Origin of the sequence: Paraburkholderia sprentiae WSM5005, assembly GCF_001865575.2 — a bacterium.
Classification (GTDB): Bacteria; Pseudomonadota; Gammaproteobacteria; order Burkholderiales; family Burkholderiaceae; genus Paraburkholderia; species Paraburkholderia sprentiae.
The window spans coordinates 1,833,350-1,849,634 of record NZ_CP017562.2; the positions used below are offsets into that span (position 1 = coordinate 1,833,350).

At 65.8% G+C, this 16,285-nt stretch carries 16 protein-coding genes; 10 read left to right on the forward strand and 6 right to left on the reverse strand.

Annotated elements, in window-relative coordinates; all coding sequences use genetic code 11:
* The first annotated feature begins 230 nt into the window (after window positions 1–230).
* A complete protein-coding gene (locus BJG93_RS25100) occupies window positions 231–1,055 on the forward strand; it encodes an IclR family transcriptional regulator (RefSeq protein ID WP_027194043.1) in 825 nt (274 codons plus the stop codon).
* A 34-nt stretch (window positions 1,056–1,089) separates the two neighbouring features.
* On the opposite strand, the gene BJG93_RS25105 is transcribed toward BJG93_RS25100, so the two are convergent.
* On the reverse strand, window positions 1,090–2,280 hold the full coding sequence (locus BJG93_RS25105) for a M20 aminoacylase family protein (RefSeq protein WP_027194044.1): 1,191 nt from the start codon (window positions 2,278–2,280) through the stop codon (window positions 1,090–1,092).
* Between the two features lie 111 nt (window positions 2,281–2,391).
* Between BJG93_RS25105 and BJG93_RS25110 the strand changes: the two genes are divergently transcribed.
* Complete coding sequence (locus BJG93_RS25110) at window positions 2,392–3,300, forward strand: LysR family transcriptional regulator (protein ID WP_027194045.1); 909 nt, start codon at window positions 2,392–2,394, stop codon at window positions 3,298–3,300.
* 42 nt (window positions 3,301–3,342) lie between these two features.
* Here the strand turns inward: BJG93_RS25110 and phnN are convergent, their stop codons facing one another.
* Genes phnN through phnF form a run of 3 tightly spaced genes read right to left on the reverse strand, consistent with a single transcriptional unit; the run spans window position 3,343 to window position 5,410 of the window.
* The gene (gene phnN / locus BJG93_RS25115; RefSeq protein ID WP_027194046.1) at window positions 3,343–3,894 is read right to left on the reverse strand and encodes a phosphonate metabolism protein/1,5-bisphosphokinase (PRPP-forming) PhnN; all 552 of its coding nucleotides are present in this window, start codon (window positions 3,892–3,894) and stop codon (window positions 3,343–3,345) included.
* A complete protein-coding gene (locus BJG93_RS25120; protein WP_027194047.1) occupies window positions 3,891–4,655 on the reverse strand; it encodes a DUF1045 domain-containing protein in 765 nt (254 codons plus the stop codon). The genes phnN and BJG93_RS25120 overlap by 4 nt, the downstream gene beginning before the upstream one ends.
* Window positions 4,652–5,410 (reverse strand): phosphonate metabolism transcriptional regulator PhnF, encoded by a 759-nt coding sequence (gene phnF, locus BJG93_RS25125; protein WP_027194048.1) that lies wholly within the window; start codon window positions 5,408–5,410, stop codon window positions 4,652–4,654. Before phnF ends, BJG93_RS25120 begins: the two co-directional genes overlap by 4 nt.
* Window positions 5,411–5,590: 180 nt before the next feature.
* Between phnF and phnG the strand changes: the two genes are divergently transcribed.
* The 7 genes from phnG to BJG93_RS25160 are packed head-to-tail and all read left to right on the forward strand — an operon-like array spanning window position 5,591 to window position 11,496.
* Window positions 5,591–6,097, forward strand: coding sequence for a phosphonate C-P lyase system protein PhnG (gene phnG / locus BJG93_RS25130; protein WP_027194049.1), 507 nt, complete (start codon window positions 5,591–5,593; stop codon window positions 6,095–6,097).
* On the forward strand, window positions 6,097–6,708 hold the full coding sequence (gene phnH, locus BJG93_RS25135) for a phosphonate C-P lyase system protein PhnH (protein ID WP_027194050.1): 612 nt from the start codon (window positions 6,097–6,099) through the stop codon (window positions 6,706–6,708). The genes phnG and phnH overlap by 1 nt, the downstream gene beginning before the upstream one ends.
* Window positions 6,708–7,844, forward strand: a complete 1,137-nt coding sequence (locus BJG93_RS25140) for a carbon-phosphorus lyase complex subunit PhnI (protein ID WP_027194051.1) — start codon at window positions 6,708–6,710, stop codon at window positions 7,842–7,844. The genes phnH and BJG93_RS25140 overlap by 1 nt, the downstream gene beginning before the upstream one ends.
* The gene (locus BJG93_RS25145; protein ID WP_027194052.1) at window positions 7,841–8,773 is read left to right on the forward strand and encodes an alpha-D-ribose 1-methylphosphonate 5-phosphate C-P-lyase PhnJ; all 933 of its coding nucleotides are present in this window, start codon (window positions 7,841–7,843) and stop codon (window positions 8,771–8,773) included. The genes BJG93_RS25140 and BJG93_RS25145 overlap by 4 nt, the downstream gene beginning before the upstream one ends.
* Entirely contained in the window at window positions 8,770–9,540 is a 771-nt protein-coding gene (gene phnK, locus BJG93_RS25150; protein WP_027194053.1) for a phosphonate C-P lyase system protein PhnK, read from the forward strand. The genes BJG93_RS25145 and phnK overlap by 4 nt, the downstream gene beginning before the upstream one ends.
* A 9-nt stretch (window positions 9,541–9,549) precedes the next feature.
* A complete protein-coding gene (gene phnL, locus BJG93_RS25155) occupies window positions 9,550–10,326 on the forward strand; it encodes a phosphonate C-P lyase system protein PhnL (RefSeq protein ID WP_027194054.1) in 777 nt (258 codons plus the stop codon).
* 36 nt (window positions 10,327–10,362) lie between these two features.
* Complete coding sequence (locus BJG93_RS25160; protein WP_027194055.1) at window positions 10,363–11,496, forward strand: alpha-D-ribose 1-methylphosphonate 5-triphosphate diphosphatase; 1,134 nt, start codon at window positions 10,363–10,365, stop codon at window positions 11,494–11,496.
* Between the two features lie 86 nt (window positions 11,497–11,582).
* Here BJG93_RS25160 and BJG93_RS25165 read toward each other — a convergent pair whose 3' ends face one another.
* Window positions 11,583–13,424 carry a diguanylate cyclase domain-containing protein gene (locus BJG93_RS25165; protein ID WP_027194056.1) on the reverse strand — a complete coding sequence of 614 codons (1,842 nt, stop codon included), beginning with the start codon at window positions 13,422–13,424 and terminating at the stop codon, window positions 11,583–11,585.
* Window positions 13,424–14,662, reverse strand: a complete 1,239-nt coding sequence (locus tag BJG93_RS25170; RefSeq protein ID WP_407675305.1) for an extracellular solute-binding protein — start codon at window positions 14,660–14,662, stop codon at window positions 13,424–13,426. The genes BJG93_RS25165 and BJG93_RS25170 overlap by 1 nt, the downstream gene beginning before the upstream one ends.
* 653 nt (window positions 14,663–15,315) lie before the next feature.
* Between BJG93_RS25170 and BJG93_RS25175 the strand changes: the two genes are divergently transcribed.
* Window positions 15,316–16,098, forward strand: coding sequence for an ABC transporter substrate-binding protein (locus BJG93_RS25175; RefSeq protein ID WP_027194059.1), 783 nt, complete (start codon window positions 15,316–15,318; stop codon window positions 16,096–16,098).
* Window positions 16,099–16,285 lie beyond the last annotated feature (187 nt).

The window sequence follows — 16,285 nt, forward strand, 5'->3', positions numbered from 1 at the left end:
ATGGGTTGCCGTGAAGTGATCTGGTTATCGGGTCATCATACAAATTTGAAGCGCGAATCGCATCCACGCAAACCCTAAGCTTGATGAAGGCCCAAGCGTCATTTGGCGAAATAGAAGGCTTAAGCTATCGTCTCGCCTTTGCGCCGCAACGCAAAACGCGGCTCCGCATCGAAACGAACGCGCGTCGCGCGTCCTTCGTGCGCACTTTTCCGACACCACGATCAAGGTCCATGAGCAAAGCCCTGCCGCCGTCTTCCGTCGCGCCCGCCAACGCCGAACCGGCCCCGGAGAAACCGGGCGACTCGTACGTGCAGTCGTTCGCGCGGGGCCTCGCGGTCATCCGCGCATTCGACGCGACGCGCCCCGAACAGACGCTCACCGACGTCGCCGCGGCGACCGGCCTCACGCGCGCCGGCGCGCGCCGGATCCTGCTCACCCTGCAAACGCTCGGCTACGTGGAAGCCGAGGGGCGCCTGTTCCGTCTGACGCCGAAGATTCTCGACCTCGGCTTCGCGTACCTGACCTCGATGCCGTTCTGGAATCTCGCCGAACCGGTGATGGAGAGCCTGTCGGCGCAGGTGCACGAAAGCTGCTCGGCGGCCGTGCTCGATCGCACCGAGATCGTCTACGTGCTGCGGGTGCCGACTCACAAGATCATGACGATCAACCTGTCGATCGGCAGCCGCCTGCCCGCGTACTGCACGTCGATGGGCCGCGTGCTGCTCGCCTCGCTCGACGACGAGACGCTCGACGCAACGCTGAACTCGACGCCGCTCTACGCGCACACGCCGCGCACCGTCACCGACAAGGAAGAGTTGAAGAAGTTGATCGAGCAGGTGCGACGCCAAGGGTGGGCGATCGTCGATCAGGAGCTCGAAGGCGGCCTGATTTCGCTGTCCGCGCCGATTCGCAATCGCCAAGGCCGTGTGATCGCCGCGATGAACATCAGCGGCAACGCGCAGCGCAATTCGGCCAAACAGATGGTGAAGGCGTTTCTGGAACCGCTGCAGCAAGCCGCGCAGACGGTCTCGGAGATGGTCGCGCGGCGGGGCTGACGAACCCGCGCCGCGCGGCGTTTGCTCCGATCGCTCAGTGCGCGAGATAGCGCTCCACCAGCCGCGCCCAGAACGCCGCGCCGATCGGCAGGCTGCGGTCGTTGAAGTCGTAGTGCGGGTTGTGCACCATGCAGCCGTCCTCGCCGACGCCATTGCCGATGCGCAGGAACGTGCCCGGCCGCTTCTGCAGCATGAACGCGAAGTCCTCGCTGCCCATCAGGATGTCGGTCTGCTCGACCACCTTGGCCTCGCCGACCAGCTCGCGCGCGACCTGCACCGCGAAATCCGTTTCGGCGTCCGTATTGATGACGACCGGATACCCTTCGATGTACTCGACGTTCGCCGTGCCCCCATAGCTCGCGGCCTGCGATTCGGCCAGCTCGGTGATGCGCTTCTTCAGCAACGCGCGCACCTCGGGGCTGAACGAGCGCACGCTCAGTTCGAGCCGCGCGCTGCTTGAAATCACGTTGTTCGCGGTGCCCGCGTGCATCGAGCCGACCGTCACCACAGCTGGCTGCGACGGGTCGACGTTGCGCGCGACGATCGTCTGCAGCGCCATCACGATGCTCGCGGCCACCACGACCGGATCGACCGTCAGATGCGGACGCGCCGCATGGCCGCCGACGCCTTCGATCGTGATGATCGCCTTGTCGCCCGCCGACATGAACGGCCCCTTGCGGAACAGCAGCGTGCCCGGCTCCGCGCCCGGATGGTTGTGCAGGCCGAACACGGCGTCGCACGGGAAGCGCTCGAACAGGCCGTCGTTGATCATCTTCAGCGCGCCGCTGTCAATGCCGCTTTCCTCGGCCGGCTGGAAATACAGATGCACGGTGCCGGAGAAATGGCGCGTGGCCGCGAGCCGTTGCGCGGCGCCTAGCAGGATCGTCGTGTGGCCGTCGTGGCCGCACGCGTGCATCTTGCCGTGAGTGCCGCTCGCGTACGGCAGACCGGTCTGCTCGATGATCGGCAGCGCGTCCATGTCCGCGCGAATGCCGATGCTGCGCTTGCCCGCGCCGACTTTCAGCGTGCCGACCACGCCGGTCTTGCCGACCCCGCGCGTGACTTGCCAGCCCCACCGTTCGAGATTGTCGGCGACGAGCGCCGCCGTCTGCACTTCCTCGTACGCGAGTTCGGGATGGTGATGAATGTGATGGCGAATCTCGCGCAGGCTCGCGGCGGCGGGCTCCAGATCGGACACTTCGGTCAAACGCGGGGTCTCGTTCATAGCGGGCAGGGCTCCAGTGAGTAGCCTCGCACTATAGCCACGCCGTTTTGTTCGAATAAGATGCTATTTTTTTGACCCCGATTAACGAAACTTATATAGGGGCCCACCCTTATGAAGCTGCAGCAGTTGCAGGCCTTCGTCGCCGCCGCGCATCACCGCAGCTTGCGCGCCGCCGCGCGCGAACTCGGCGTCACGCAGCCGGCCGTCACTCATACGATTCGCGAACTGGAGAGCGCGCTCAATGCCGAGCTGATGGTGCGCAGCGTGCGCGGCATCGAGCTGACCGCGTGCGGGCTCGCGCTGTTGCCGCGCGCCGAGCAGTTGCTCGGCGACATGCGCCGCACCGTCGAGGCCGTCGAGCAGGTGAAGGGCGAATTGGCCGGCAAGGTCAGCGTCGGCACCATGCCATCGCTGGCGCTGACGGTGCTGCCGCATGCGGTGTCGAGCTTCCGCGAGAAGATGCCGCTCGTCGATCTGCATCTGGAGGAAGTGACGGTGCCCGACGCGCTTGCGCGTCTGCGCAACGGCGCGCTCGATCTCGCGGCGATCCATCACGTCCAGGCATTGGACAGCGATCTGGTGCAGGTGCCGCTGTACTCGACGCAGTTCGTCGTCACGATGCGCGCCGGCCATCCGCTCGCGAACGTCACGCGTCTGTCCGAACTGCTCGACGCCGAGTGGATCGTCACGGTCGGCGCCGATCATTTCCCGCACAGCGTGATGATGGCGATGTTCAGCGCACATGGCCTGCCGGTGCCGAAGCGGCTGTTGCGCGCGCCGTCGTCGTTTGCGGTGACGCTCGGGCTCGTGTCGCAGACCGACGTGATCAGCTGCTTCACGCGGCCGCTCGCGCAGAAGGTCGCGCCGCTCGGCATTCGTGTCGCGCAGATCGAAGACGCGCTGCCGAACTACGATCTAAGCATCATCTCGCGACGCGATCTGCTGCCGACGCCGGCCGTGCAGCAGTTCGTCGCCTGTTTGCGGCAAGTGACGCGGGAGCGGATGGGAAGCGTGCAATAGGCCGCTTGCCCACATGAGCGTGAGCATGAGCGTGTACTTGCGCTACACGCTCACCCGCTCCTTGAGCACCGTGATCAACGCCTGCCCCGCTGCTTCGAGCGCGCCGGAGTTGTCGATCGTCGTACAGCGCACGCCGGCGGGCAACGCAAACGGCGCGCGCCGGGTGAGCCGCGCCGCGACCTGCTCCGCCGATTCGCGCGCCCGCGCCCCGAGCCGCGCTTCGAGAATATGCGGCGCGGCGCTCACGTGCACCACTTCCGCGCGTGGATAGCGCGCGAGCGCCTGCTGCACGTACTGCCGCGAGCCGTTGACGACCACCGTGCAGCCGCGCCCAAGCCACGCATCGAGTTCGATACCGATGCCATAGCGCAGCGAATGGCTCGACCATTCGAGCGCGAACAGGCCGAGCACCGAACGCGCGGCGAACTCCTCGACGCTCAGTGCCACGTGCACTTCACCATTGCCGCTCGGCCGCGTGATGTAACGATGCGCGAACAGGACCGGCTCGCCGGCAAGGCGCTTGCGCGCGAATTGCAGCAGCGAGTCCTTACCCGCGCCCGACGGCCCCATCACATAGATCAAACGCCCTGTCATTGGCTGCTCACCTCGTGTTGCTGCCTGTCGTTGCGATCACCGGGTTGCGCGCCGTCGCTGAACGGCAGCGCCTGCCACAGCACGAACGGCTCGCCCGGCGCCGGTTCGACGAACAGCGCGGCCTGATCGATCGCGAGCGGCCCGAGCGCGGGCGTGCGCTCACGCCACCATGCGAGCAGCGTCGCGCGCTCGTCGGCATCGGCGAGCGAACTGGACAACGTTATATGAAAACGAAACTCATCGAACACGTAGGGATAGCCCCACTGCAGCAGCAACGCACGTTGGCGGTCGCTCAGCGGCGCGGCGAGCCGGCGCTCGAGATCGGCCGCCGACGGTCGCGCGCGCAGCCCGTCGAGCGACTGCAGCGCGCTCGACGCGAGTTCGCGAATGCGCGTCTCGCCATCTGCATTCGCGGGACGCAACGCGACGAAGTCGCCGAGCGTGGCCGCTTCCACCGGCAATGTGAACGCCCGCTGCGCGAGCGCCCAGCCACGCGCGGCCGCCAGCACGTCGTGCTGCGTGAGCCCGGCGCCGAGCCGGAACGGCGCGACCAGCGTGCCATGCCAGCCATAGCGGCGCGGCGCATCGGTCAACGCGGCGAGCGGGCGCGTCAATCCCGGCGGCTGCGGCTGCGCACAGCGCTCGCCGCTTTGCGCATCGCGGCCGAGCCATGTCGAGCCGGCCTGCCACCACGCGGATTCGCACGACGGCGCGTAGTACAGCGCGAAGCGCGCGTCGGCATTCCATGCGAGTGCGCTCACAGGTCGTGCTCCACGAGCAGTTGCACACGGTCGGCCGCGAAATGCGTGAAGCCGTATTTGACCGGCGTGCCTTGCAGATCGACGTCGACGTTCTCGACCCACAGCACCGGCTGCTGACGGTTGATGTTGAGCCGCCGCGCGACCTCGGGCTCGGGCAGCACGCTGCCGATGCGGCTCCACTTGCGCAGATAATCGTCCACGCCGAATTCGGCCAGCGCCTTCGTCGTGCCACCGAGGCGTTGCACCACCTCGGGCAGATCCGGAAAACGTGTGGCCGGATACCAGCTGCGCGCGAACGTGAGCGGCACGCCGTCGGACGCGTTCAGCGATTCGATGCGATACACGGCCGCGCCCGCGCGCAGACCCAACGCCTTCGCGACGCTGGGCTCCGCCTTGACCCGCGCGGCCGACAGCATCGTGCCCGCGGGCGAGTGATGCTGCTGACGCAGGTTTTCGGTGAAGCGCGTACGGCGGCCGATCGAATAGTCGATCGCGCCGGGCTGCACGAACGTGCCGCGCCCCTGCTCGACGCTGACGAGGCCGAGCGCGGCGAGGCCGAGCATCGCGCGACGCACCGTGTGGCGGTTGACGTCGAAGCGCTTCGCCAGCTCGCCCTCGCTCGGCAAGCGCCCTTCGTCGCCGAACCCACTCGCCGCGATCTCGGCGGCCAGGATCTGTTCGATCTGTCTCCAGACGGCCACGCCCGCGCCGCGTTCGAGCGTCGTGGCCGGTGCCGCGCTGTCGTTCGATGTCATGGTGCTGTCATTCCCTTCGGTTCAAATGATCGCCGTCACGTGCATTGTAGTGCGCGAGCCGTGATGGAAATATGAAACGTCAGCCGCGTACGACAGTCCAGACAACTACGCGTGTAAACGTCTAGACGTTTAGATGAATCAATGCTTCAATGCCCACTCGCTGGATCGACAGGAAAGCCGATGAGCCCGAGTTCCGTTCCGCCCTCTTCGCCGCTGCCGGCCGTGTCTTCGGCGGCGCGGCGCGCCTGGATGGCCGTGCTGGCGCGCACGCCGCGCGCCGACCTCGAAGCCGCGCTGCAGCGCGCGCTGCAAGGCCGCCCCACCCCCGCGTACGACTGGTTGCGCGCTCCTGAAATCGGCCTCGCGATGGTGCGCGGACGGATCGGCGGCAGCGGCGATCCGTTCAATCTCGGCGAAGCGACGGTCACGCGCGCCACGCTGCGTCTGCATGCCGGCAGCGACGCCGAAGCCACCGTCGGCGTGGCCTGCCATCTGGGACGCGACCGCCGTCGCGCCGAACTTGCCGCTCTCGCCGATGCTTTGCTGCAGATGCCCGAGCATCACGACAGCGTGCATCGCCAGCTGATCGAGCCGTTCGCCGCGCAGCAGCAAGCGCGGCGCGCGCAACGGCAACAGGATGCCGCGGCGACGCGCGTCGAATTCTTCACGATGGTGCGAGGCGACTGATGGAACATTCACCGATTGCGTTGTCCACGCTGACGCCAGGTTTCGCGGACCCGGTCCACGATAGCCAGGCCGTGTTTCGCACGCTGCTCGACACGTTGTCGCGGCCCGGCACGATCGGCGCGATCCGTGACGTGCTGCCCGAGTCGCGCAACACGCCGGTCGAACCCGCCGCGTTCGCGGCGCTGCTGACGCTGTGCGACTACGCGACGCCGGTCTGGCTCGCGCAGCCCGATACCGCGCTCGCGTCGGCATTGCGTTTCCATAGCGGCGCGCCGCTCGTCGATGCGCCCGCCGCGGCCGCCTTCGTGTATGTGCACGATGCCGACGCGTTACCGTCGCTCGAAAGCTTTGCGCCCGGCAGCGCCGAGTCGCCCGAACAGTCGGCCACGCTGCTGATCCGCGTCGACGCGCTGAGCGGCGGCACACCGGTCACCCTCAGCGGGCCCGGCATTCGCGACACCGAAACAATTTCGCCGGTCGGTCTTCCCGCGCGGTTCTGGCAAGAACGCGCGATGCTCGCACCGCTGTTTCCGTGCGGCATCGACTGTTATCTGGTTTGCGGCCCGCGCGTGATCGGCCTGCCGCGCACAACCGAAGCGAAGGTGAACTGATGTACGTCGCCGTCAAAGGTGGGGAACGCGCGATCGAAGCGTCGTGGCGCTTGCTCGACAAAGCGCGCCGCGGCGATACGCAGATCGCCGAACTGAGCGTCGCGCAGATTCGCGAGCAGTTGCGACTCGCGGTCGCGCGCGTGATGACTGAAGGCTCGGTGTACGACGAAGAGCTGGCCGCGCTCGCCATCAAGCAGGCGGCCGGCGATCTGGTCGAAGCGATCTTCCTGCTGCGCGCGTACCGCACCACGTTGCCGCGCTTCGGCTATACGCGTGCGATCGACACCGAAACGATGCAGGTCGAGCGGCGCATCTCGGCGACTTTCAAAGATTTGCCCGGCGGTCAGCTGCTCGGCGCGACCTACGATTACACGCAGCGTCTGCTCGATTTCGCGTTGCTGGCCGAAGCCGATGGCGCGCAACAGGAGGTGACGCGAGACAGCGCGCCGGCTCCGCAACAACCGCTCGCGCCGGACGCGATGCCACGCGTCGTGTCGCTGCTCGACAAGGAAGGCCTGATCGAACAGGAGCGCCCGACACCCGACGGCGCGGAACCCGGCGATCTGTCGCGCGAACCGCTCGCGTTTCCGGCGAGCCGCGCGACGCGTCTGCAAAATCTCGCGCGCGGCGACGAGGGCTTTCTGCTCGCGATGGGCTATGCGACGCAACGCGGCTACGCGCACTCGCATCCGTTCGCGGGCGAGATCCGCTTCGGCACGATCGCGCTCGATATGGACCTCGACGAACTCGGCGAAGCGGTCGACATCGGCGATATCGACATCACCGAATGCCAGATGATCAATCAGTTCGCGGGCAGCAGCGCGGTGCCGCCCACCTTCACGCAAGGCTATGGTCTCGCGTTCGGCCACTCGGAGCGCAAGGCGATGGCGATGGCGCTTGTCGATCGCGCGTTGCGCGCCGAAGAACTCGGCGAAACGCTCGCGTCACCGACGCAGGACATCGAATTCATGCTCTCGCACAGCGATAACGTCGAGGCGTCGGGCTTCGTGCAGCATCTGAAGCTGCCGCATTACGTCGACTTTCAGGCGGAGCTGGAACTGGTGCGGCGTCTGCGCGCGCAGCATCGAAGCAACGATGCGACGACCAACGCCGCCGACAAGGAGCAAGCAGCATGAACGCGCCCGACACCGCGCTCGCAAACACGTCCTACGACAGCGCCGCGCACGGCTACAACTTCGCGTATCTCGACGAGCAGACCAAGCGCATGTTGCGCCGCGCGTTGCTCAAGGCAGTCGCCGTGCCGGGCTACCAGGTGCCGTTCGCGTCGCGCGAAATGCCGCTGCCGTATGGCTGGGGCACCGGCGGCATCCAGGTGACGGCCGCCATCATCGGCAAAACGGACACACTGAAGGTCATCGACCAAGGCTCCGACGAGACCACCAACGCGGTCAACATCCGCCGCTTCTTCGCGCGCACCACGGGCGTGGCGACCACGCGCCACACCAGCGAAGCGACGATCATCCAGACGCGGCACCGGATTCCCGAAACGCCGCTGACCGAGCGGCAGATCCTCGTCTATCAGGTGCCGATGCCCGAGCCGCTGTACCGGCTCGAACCGCGCGTCGCCGAATGCAAAAAGCTGCATGCGCTCGCCGATTACGGCCTGATCAGCGTGAAGCTGTACGAGGACATCGTGCATCACGGCAGCATCGCGACCACGTACGACTATCCGGTGATCGTCAATCATCGCTATCTGAGCTCGCCCTCGCCGATCCCGAAGTTCGACAACCCGAAGATGCATATGAACGCCGCGCTGCAACTGTTCGGCGCGGGCCGCGAGCGCCGCATCCACGCGATTCCGCCTTACACGCCGGTGCGCAGCCTCGACTTCGACGATCATCCGTTCGACGTGCAGAAGTGGCAGCATGCATGCGCGCTGTGCGGATCGAAGGAGAGCTTTCTCGACGAAATGATCGTCGACGATGCGGGCACGCGCATGTTCGTGTGCTCGGATAGCGACTACTGTTACGAGCGGCGCGGCGATGGCGACATCGAACCGCAAGCGCCGCTGCCCGATACCGCGCGCGAAGGACAATCCGCATGACGCCGCTTCTGAGCGCACGCGCGCTCACCAAACAATATGGCGGCCGCAACGGTTGCCGCAACGTGAGTTTCGACTTGTATCCGGGCGAGGTGCTGTGCATCGTCGGCGAATCGGGCTCGGGCAAGACCACGCTGCTCAACACGCTGGCGCTGAAGACCGAGGCCGATAGCGGCTCGCTGCACTACACCGCGTCGCACGGCGACTCGCTCGATCTGCGCGCGCTGTCCGAGCCGCGCCGCCGTCTGCTGATGCGCACCGAGTGGGGCTTCGTGCAGCAGAATCCGCGCGACGGCCTGCGCAGCGGCGTATCGGCCGGGGCCAACATCGGCGAGCCGCTAATGGCGGTCGGCGCGCGCCACTACGGCGAAATTCGCCGTACGGCCACGCAATGGATGGAACGCGTCGAGCTCGACGCGACCCGCATCGACGAATTCCCCGCCGCGTTTTCGGGCGGCATGCAGCAGCGTCTGCAGATCGCGCGCAATCTCGTCACGGGTCCGCGTCTCGTGTTCATGGACGAACCGACCGCCGGTCTCGACGTGTCCGTGCAGGCGCGCCTACTCGATTTGCTGCGCACGCTGAGCTCGACGCTGCATCTGTCGGTGCTGATCGTCACGCACGATATCGGCGTCGCGCGTCTACTCGCGCATCGGCTCATGGTGATGCAGGCGGGCGAAGTCGTCGAAGCCGGCCTGACCGATCAGGTGCTCGACGATCCGCAGCACCCTTATACGCAAACGCTGGTTTCCTCGGTTCTGCCGGTTTGAGGCTCACACATGCGATCCACTGAGGTAGTCATCGACGCAGGCAGCGATGCGCGCCACAGCGAGCGTGCTTTCGCCGACAACGCGGCGCTGATGCTGCGCGCCGCCGGCATCGGCAAGACCTTCACGCTGCACGGCCAGGGCGGCGTGCGGATCGACGCGCTCGCGAACGTGTCGCTCGAAGTCGAGCGCGGCGAATGCGTGGTGCTGGTCGGGCCGTCCGGTGCGGGCAAGAGCACGCTGCTGCGCTGTCTGTATGGCAACTATCTGGCAAGCGCCGGCTCGATCGCGATTCGCGACACCAGCGATCGAGACCGGCCTGTCATGATCAGCGGTGCGGAACCGCGTGACGTGCTGCGCCTGCGCCGTAGCGTGGTCGGCTACGTGAGCCAGTTTTTACGCGTGATTCCGCGCGTGCCGACGCTCGCGTTGGTCGCCGAGCCGCTGCTGTTGCACGGCGTCGGCGAACCCGAAGCCCGGGCGCGCGCCGCTGAATTGCTCGCGCGGCTGAACGTGCCCGAGCGCCTGTGGCCGCTCGCGCCCGCGACGTTTTCGGGCGGCGAGCAGCAGCGCGTGAACATCGCGCGCGGTTTGATCGCCGGCCATCCGCTGTTGCTGCTCGACGAGCCGACTGCTTCGCTCGATGCGGAAAACCGCGACGTGGTGGCCGATCTGATCGTCGAGGCGCGCCAGCGCGGCGCGGCGATCGTTGGTATCTTTCACGACGAAGCGACCCGCAACAAGGTCGCGACGCGCCGCCTGGAACTGCGCCCGCCGCTGCGGCACTAAGCTGAAACCAGTCCCGACTGACTACGGAGCAAGTCGATGTTGATTAGCAACGCTCGCATCGTGACGCGAGACGAAGAATTCATTGGCACGGTGCGCGTCGAAGACGGCGTGATTCGCGACGTCGACCGCGGCGCGAGTTCGGCGCGCGACGCCGAAGACTGGGACGGCGATTATCTGCTGCCCGGTCTGATCGAACTGCATACGGACAACCTCGAGAAGCACCTCGTGCCGCGTCCCGGCGTCGAATGGAATACCGACGCGGCCTTCGTGATCCACGACGCACAGGTCGCCGCGGCCGGCATCACGACGGTATTCGACGCGCTGGCGATCGGTTCGCGCTCGAACGTCGGTCTGCGTAACCGCGACGTGCAGACGCAATGCGCCGATTCGTTGTTGCGGCTGTCCACACGCCGACTGCTGCGCGCCGAGCACTTTCTGCATCTGCGCTGCGAGATTGCGACCGCCGACGTGCTCGAGGTATTCGATTCGCTCTGCGCGCATCCGTTGTTGCGGCTCGCGTCGGTGATGGACCATACGCCGGGCCAGCGCCAATGGCACGACCGCGAGCAATGGCGCCGCTACCAGGAGCGTAACGGCAGGATGAGCGACGAGCGCGTCGCAACCGCGCTCGCCGAGCTTGCGGTCGAACAGGAGCGTTACGCGGATGCGCACCGTCGCGAGATCGTCGAGCGTTGCGGGCGGCTCGGCATTCCGGTCGCGAGTCACGACGACACGCTGATCGAGCACGTCGAACAGGCGAAGGCCGAGGGCATCGTGCTTGCCGAATTCCCGACCACGCGCATCGCCGCGCAAGCCGCGCGCGAGCACGGCATCGCGACGATCATGGGCGCGCCGAACATCGTGCGCGGCGGCTCGCATTCGGGCAACGTGTCGGCGCTCGAACTCGCGCGCGCGGATCTGCTCGACATTCTGTCGTCGGATTACGTGCCGTCGAGCTTGCTGACCGCGGTGTTCGATCTCGTCGAAAAAGCGGGCTGGTCGCTGCCGCGCGCGATGGCAACCGTCTCGGCCGAACCGGCGCGCACCGCGGCCCTCACGGATCGCGGCGCGATCGAACCGGGTCTGCGCGCCGACCTCGTGCGCGTGACGATGCTCGACAAGCTGCCGGTGCCGCGCGCGACTTATCGCGGCGGAGTGCGGATCGTGTGAGTGGGTTATTTGGGCGCGCCTGCGTCTCGGTTCGACAACGCAAGGCGACACAGGCGAAAGCGCTCATCGATCCGGACAAAACCGCGTCACGCGGTGGGCTCCGCCTCGCGCCCCTCGGTCGCATCGCGCGCGGCCTGCGCCTGGGCGAGCTGGGCGCGGGCAAGCTCCCGCGCCTGCTCAGCCTGTTCGTCGAGCCGCGCCGCGAGCAGATCCCGATAGCGCAGATACGCGCAACGTCCGCCCGATTTCGCCGCATACATCGCGGCATCGGCATTCAGCAGTAGTTCCTCGGCATTGCCGCTGTCGTGCGGGAACTCGCTGATGCCGATGCTCGCGCCGACCGTCATGCTATTGCCGTCGACGCTCAGCGTTTCATTCAGCGCATCCATGATGCGCGCGGCGATCGCGGGCGTGACTTCCGCCGCGCGCGGCCCTTCGATCAGCACGATGAATTCGTCGCCGCCGAGCCGCGCGACCACGTCCGCGGCGTACAGCACGTCCTTCAGACGGCGCGCGATCGTGACCAGCACCTTGTCGCCGACGGAGTGACCGAACTGATCGTTGATCTGCTTGAAGCCGTCGAGGTCGACGAACAGCACGGCGAGGCCTTCGCGGCGAAATCTTGCCTCGTCGATCGCGTTTTCGAGCTTCTGCATGAACAGCATGCGGTTCGGCAAGCCGGTCAGCACGTCGTGCGAGGCCAGATGCACGAGCTCGCTTTGCTTGCTGTGCAGCGCATCCATCTGCGCGCGAATTTCGCGGCGCAAACGCTCGAAGCAGCGCGCGAGCACGCCGATTTCGTCGGTGCGTTTGAGCGGCAAGGTGTGCATCGCGTGCTCGGCGAACAGGTGAGTCGCCGCATGCGCGAGCAGATGCAGCGGCTTGGTCAGCGCCCGCGCGAACAGGATCGCCAGCAGTACCGACAAGGCGCTGAACACCAGCACCATGCGAATGATCCGCGAGCCGAGCTGATTGGCACCGCTCAACACGTCCTCGAGCGGCTTGGCGAGACCGAGCACGATGAAGCGATTGCCCTCCGAACCGCCGAACGGCCGCCGCACGAACGCGAGCACGCGCCCGGCCGCCTCGCCGGACCCGGTGAGACCGTTGACGAGCACCTCGCTCTGCCGTTGCTCGAACAGCTGCTTCGTGACCGGGAAGCTGTCCTGCATCAGCACGCGCCGGCCGCGGTCGAAGCCGAAGGTCTTCGACGCGTCGGGATGAACCAGGAAGTCGCCCCACTCGTTCGCCAGATAGACCTGATAGTCGCTCGGCAGATCGCTCTGCAAACGCCGCAGCATGCCGGCCAGGTCGATGTCGATCACGACCACGCCGACCACCGCGCCGCGCGCGTCCGCGATCGGCGTGCCTAGGCGCAGCGTCGGCTTGCCTTGCGCCGCATGCGTGCCGGATTCGTGATTGACCGAAATCGGTGACGTGTAGATGCGGCCCGGCGAAAACGCGAGCGTTTCGAACACGTAGGGGAATTGAGCTTTTTCCTGCAGACCGTCACCCTTGACCCGCACGAGACCGTCGCTGTCGCGATCGAAACGGATCGCCTCGAGCCCGTGATGCTGCCGCGTGATCAGCCGCATCTGCAGATACTCCGCGTGGTGCAGCATGAAGCTCGAATACACCTGCGCGAGCCGCTCGCGGGCAAGGTTCGGGCCGATGCCGTCGTCGGTCTGCGCGACGATTACCGACGACGGCATCGTCGCGAGCACGAGCGCGTCCGCCGCGACGTCGTCGATCGATACCGCGATGCGCTGGCCGAGCAGCTCCGTCGAAGTCTGCAGGCTGTGCTCGGCTTCGTTGACGAGCATCGTGCGATTGGCGCGATACGCGTAATAGCCGGTCGCGCCCGACGCCAGCACGCCGATGCACGCGAGCAGCACGGATAGCTTGAAGGTCAGGCCGCGGCGCAGCATCAGAAGCGCTCCGAACGGTCGCCCGACACGATCCGCGCCCACAGTTGCTCGCGGCGCTCGATATCCTCGACCGGACTGAGCCAGACGATGTGCGCGTCGGCGCTGCCTTCGGCCGGCTCGCTCAGCGTATTCGCGAGTCCCTGGCGCTGCGTGAGCAACGCGCTCACGCTCGGTTCGAGCATGTAGTTGATCCACGCGAGCGCGAGCGGCTTGTCGCTCGCCGCGCGCGTCATCGACCAGCAATCGAGCCACGCGAGCGCGCCTTCGTCCGGAATCACATAGCCGACGTCCGCGCCCGCACGCCGCAGCAACTGCACCTGCTGCGTGCCGTAGTTGCCGAACATCAGCGCGACCTTGTGCTGGATGAAGAACGCGGTCGCCTCTTCGGGCAGCGTGTAATAGGTGAGCAGGTTGCGGCGCAGATCGACGAGCTTGTGCGCGATCGTGCGCATCTGCGCGGAGTCGAGTTCAAACGGATGCGGATAGCCGAGCGCGAGCGCGGTGAACGAGAAGTTGTGCTGCGCACTATTGAAGTCGAGCACCTTGCCGCGATAGCGCGGGTTCCAGAGTTCGAGCATCGAATGGGGCGCCACCGGAATCTGCTGACGATCGTAGATGAGTCCCATCGACGAATACGTGAACGGAATCGCGTACACCTTGCCCGCCGACGTCAGCCCGTCGATCGCACCGAGTGCCTGGAAACGCGGCAACTGCTTCTTCGTGTTCGGCAGACTCGCGAGATCGAGCGGCGCGAGCAGATTCGCCTGCGTGTAGCGGCGAATTTCCGCGGTATTGGCGGCGAGTACGTCGAACGGCGGCGTGCCCTTGCTGTGCATCTGCGCCCACAGCGCCTCGTCCGAATCGACGAGCGTGACCTCGACCTTCGCGCCATAGCGCGTTTCGAACGCCTTCACGACGTCCGGATCCGCATAGCCGGGCCACGCCAGCACGTGCAGCACTTTGTCGGCGGCCGCGGCGGGCGCCGCCGCGCCGAAACCGGCGCACAGGAATGCCCCTATCACGAAGCGCAAGACGCGGGGTAAAACCCCGCACAAAACGGCGCACCAAAATCCGGATCCGCCAATCGATGAAAATCCCGATGCAAAGATCGACGAAAAACCGCGCAAAAACCGGCGCTGAAATAATGGCGCGCCAGCCTGCGCACCGGCGCTCGCGATTGGTCGCTTAAAAGCCGGTTTGGAAGAGCCTGTTTGATCCGCCGTGAACATCGTGCGCATAAATGACACCGTTGAGCAGAAAGGCCTTTTGAGCGAGCGCAAACGCGCGGCATTTGAATCTTGACGGCTGTCCGACGACGACCTGCCTCAGAGCGATCCGCCCCGCGCGGCGGACGCCGTCCAGCGCAGGGAGCATCGATCATAGCGCCAAAGCCCGCGTTTTTACACCGCTTCGAAATGGCGGCGAACAAATGTCGGGCGTTGGCGATGACGTGTAATGCAATGATCCCAACGCTCCGGTTAATTAACGGCAATTTCAGGCGCGAGCTTTAATCATCCGTCCGCGTTTCAAACTCGCGTTTCAAACCGGCTTTCGGCAAAACTCGCGAGAAACCGGTTGTAAATGCAGTCGATTACGCTCGCGCACCCGCCGTATTACCGCTCGCGCATTACACCCGCGTTACGCAAACTCCCCCGACCGTGTACGATCCGGTCGCACCGGCTTGCGCGCAAGCGTTACTCTAGAGAGCTTCCTCCTGCGCCATCCGGTGTTTTCCTAGCTTCCCAATATTTTTGAACTGATAAGCTTGGCGCGCGTTGCAGGCCACCTGGGCTTGCAGCCTGACCAGAAGCCCGGTCGTGAGACGCGCTGGGCGTCCCAAGGCGGCACAACCGTCGAGGGCGAAATTGAACTACACCGAGGAGTAAAAACAGTGAAGAAACTGCTAGCGGCTTTGACGGTTGCTCTGCTTGCCACCGTCTCGATTGGCGCACACGCTAAAGATTGGTCGACGATCCGTTTTGGCGTTGATGCCAGCTATCCCCCGTTCGAGTCGAAAGGCGCGGACGGCAAGCTCGTTGGCTTCGATATCGACCTCGGCAACGAAATTTGCAAGCGCGTCGGCGCGAAGTGCGTGTGGGTGGAAAACGACTTCGACGGCATGATTCCGGCACTGAAGGCAAAGAAGTTCGACGGCGTGCTGTCGTCGATGTCGATGACGCCGCAACGCGCTGAGCAGATTGCCTTCTCGTCGAAGCTGTTCAACACGCCGACCCGCCTCGTCGCGAAGAAGGGCTCGGGCATCATGCCGACCGCTGAATCGCTGAAGGGCAAAACGGTGGGCGTCGAACAGGGCACCATCCAGGAAACCTACGCGAAGACCTACTGGGAACCGAAGGGCGCGAAAGTCGTGCCGTATCAGAACCAGGACCAGGTCTACGCCGACCTGATTTCGGGCCGTCTGGACGCAGCACTGCAGGATGCGGTGCAGGCTGAGCAGGGCTTCCTGAAGACGCCGCGCGGCGCGGGCTTTACGTTCGTCGGCAAGGACCTCGACGATCCGAAGATCCTCGGCAACGGCGCCGGCATCGGCATGCGCAAGGAAGACACCGATTTGAAGGCGAAGGTCGACAAGGCGATCGCCGACATGATCAAGGACGGCACCTACAAGAAGATCGAGAAGAAGTACTTCGACTTCGACGTGTACGGCAGCTAAACCGCCCGCGCGCGCCGCACGGCGCGCCGGCAGCTTGCCAGAGACGGGCTCCGCGACGCGGAGCCCGTTTTGTTTTGCGGTTGCACATCAAGCCGCATCAAGCCACATCGTGTGGCATATCGGCTAAGATCGTGCCAAACGCGGCCGACGCGAGACAGGCTGCCGTCGCCCGCGCACGCGGACTCCG

Bases quoted from the DNA above. Each gene is read 5' to 3' on its own strand.
- BJG93_RS25165 (WP_027194056.1), bottom strand. From the start codon at position 13,424: ATGCTGCGCCGCGGCCTGACCTTCAAGCTATCCGTGCTGCTCGCGTGC.
- BJG93_RS25100 (WP_027194043.1), top strand. From the start codon at position 231: ATGAGCAAAGCCCTGCCGCCGTCTTCCGTCGCGCCCGCCAACGCCGAA.
- BJG93_RS25110 (WP_027194045.1), top strand. From the start codon at position 2,392: ATGAAGCTGCAGCAGTTGCAGGCCTTCGTCGCCGCCGCGCATCACCGC.
- BJG93_RS25170 (WP_407675305.1), bottom strand. From the start codon at position 14,662: ATGCGCACGATGTTCACGGCGGATCAAACAGGCTCTTCCAAACCGGCT.
- BJG93_RS25140 (WP_027194051.1), top strand. From the start codon at position 6,708: ATGTACGTCGCCGTCAAAGGTGGGGAACGCGCGATCGAAGCGTCGTGG.
- phnG (WP_027194049.1), top strand. From the start codon at position 5,591: ATGAGCCCGAGTTCCGTTCCGCCCTCTTCGCCGCTGCCGGCCGTGTCT.
- BJG93_RS25105 (WP_027194044.1), bottom strand. From the start codon at position 2,280: ATGAACGAGACCCCGCGTTTGACCGAAGTGTCCGATCTGGAGCCCGCC.
- phnF (WP_027194048.1), bottom strand. From the start codon at position 5,410: ATGACATCGAACGACAGCGCGGCACCGGCCACGACGCTCGAACGCGGC.
- phnL (WP_027194054.1), top strand. From the start codon at position 9,550: ATGCGATCCACTGAGGTAGTCATCGACGCAGGCAGCGATGCGCGCCAC.
- BJG93_RS25145 (WP_027194052.1), top strand. From the start codon at position 7,841: ATGAACGCGCCCGACACCGCGCTCGCAAACACGTCCTACGACAGCGCC.
- phnK (WP_027194053.1), top strand. From the start codon at position 8,770: ATGACGCCGCTTCTGAGCGCACGCGCGCTCACCAAACAATATGGCGGC.
- BJG93_RS25160 (WP_027194055.1), top strand. From the start codon at position 10,363: ATGTTGATTAGCAACGCTCGCATCGTGACGCGAGACGAAGAATTCATT.
- phnN (WP_027194046.1), bottom strand. From the start codon at position 3,894: ATGACAGGGCGTTTGATCTATGTGATGGGGCCGTCGGGCGCGGGTAAG.
- phnH (WP_027194050.1), top strand. From the start codon at position 6,097: ATGGAACATTCACCGATTGCGTTGTCCACGCTGACGCCAGGTTTCGCG.